The organism is Desulfovirgula thermocuniculi DSM 16036 (genome assembly GCF_000429345.1).
GTDB lineage: Bacteria > Bacillota > Desulfotomaculia > Desulfotomaculales > Desulfovirgulaceae > Desulfovirgula > Desulfovirgula thermocuniculi.
The window spans coordinates 1-1,459 of sequence record NZ_AUBR01000128.1 but is presented as its reverse complement, the minus strand read 5'-3'; the positions used below and the strand labels follow the sequence as shown (position 1 = coordinate 1,459).

Here is a 1,459-nt window from a genome sequence, read left to right as displayed (position 1 = left end):
GTTCAAGCGCGAGCACCGCGTCGCGATAAGGTGGCGGGTTGTGGAATTTTCCCGACCCCGCCAGGAAAAAGACCCGTACATGTCGCCGCTGACGACGGCAGAGGCCGAGAAGTTGCTCGGCCTGATGGGGATAGGCTTCTTCAAGGTGCTGAGCACATACGTCGCCGGGTGGGAGAGCCTCGTGGACCGCGACACCTGCCGCGTCCCGCATCCATATGCCCACTGCGTGGTGGCCAGGGTGCCGTCAGTCACCCGCTACAGGGATGGGAAGGGCAGACTGGTGTCGGAGGTGCAGACGGCGGCCAACATGCACCTGTTCTTCGTGACGGTCGGCGGGAAGTGGCGCCTCGTCAAGGCGGCTGTGGAGAGAGAAGTATAGGGAAGTTGGGCATTAGTGCCAACGCCAATCTCAAAAACAAGTGGAAAGGAGCGGATATCCAATGGGAGCGAAGTCTAAGAGCCTTTTCCCCGCGCTCGAGGGTCAGGAGGGAACCGGGGAGGTCGCCCTCGTCCCACAAGGGGAAACTCAATCCGGGTTCAAGCTGGCAATTTACGGTGCTGGGGAACAGCGTAGTTTGGAAGAGTTGATCAGGACGAACTTCGGGGATGCCGAAGTCGGTTCCCTGTTCACCAAGGTTAAGTTCCCCACCGGCGGCGCGACGAAGTTCAAGATCCCCAGCGAGGACGACCCCGACGTAATGGAAGAAGTGCAGGAAATCGTGGGGGTCATACTGGATCACCACCGGGTGAACGCCCTCTGGCTCGAGGAGTTCCGGGGAGAAGGCAACCCCCCGCAGTGCTTCTCCCCTGACGGCAGGCAGGGTTTCGGCGACCCTGGCGGATTGTGTAAGTCATGTGAGTACAACCAAATGGGTAGCAAGGGAGAAAACAGGAAAGCCTGCAAAAATATGTGGCGATTATACATCCTGCGCTCCGAAGAGTTCTTCCCGCTGGTACTCTCCCTGCCGCCTACATCCATGGGTTCCTTCAGGAAGTTCCTGAAGAACCTCACGGGCAAGTTCCTCGACATCCACCAGGTGGTAGTTAAGATCACCCTAAAAGAAACTATGAGTACAAAGAAAATACCCTATTCCAAGGCGGTCTTCACCATCGCAGGAACATTACTGGAAGACGAATACGCCTGGGTGAAAAGATACGCTCAGGAATTCAAGCGCGTCCGCGAAGGATTCTTGGCCAAGAGGGATAAAGAAGCGGCCGTCGAACTCGACATAGCGGAAGAGGTCGCCCAGGGAGATCCGGCCTTCGAGGACTTCCCCTTCTAGGTGCCAGCCCGCCCGGCGGCCGCGGGCACGACGCGATTCTGTACCGCGGGTGCGCCGTGCAGGTCGGTCGGTGCGGCCCTGCCGAAGTAGTATCCCGCACGCCGCACCGGAGGGGGCAGCCGCGGACACGGGCGGGATCTCTTCCGCCGGGGTTTCCGGAGTCAGGTTCCGGAAAC

2 protein-coding genes are annotated in these 1,459 nt (G+C 59.5%); both read left to right on the top strand.

Features of this window, described 5'->3' with window-relative positions; translation table 11 throughout:
• Positions 1-379, top strand: a 379-nt coding sequence (locus G454_RS0115195; RefSeq protein WP_027719237.1) for a hypothetical protein, incomplete at its 5' end; no start/stop codon positions are given.
• Positions 380-440: 61 nt separating this feature from the next.
• The gene (locus tag G454_RS20620) at positions 441-1,283 is read left to right on the top strand and encodes a FlaG family protein (protein WP_051276562.1); all 843 of its coding nucleotides are present in this window, start codon (positions 441-443) and stop codon (positions 1,281-1,283) included.
• Positions 1,284-1,459: the final 176 nt, after the last annotated feature.

Bases quoted from the DNA above. Each gene is read 5' to 3' on its own strand.
- G454_RS20620 (WP_051276562.1), top strand. From the start codon at position 441: ATGGGAGCGAAGTCTAAGAGCCTTTTCCCCGCGCTCGAGGGTCAGGAG.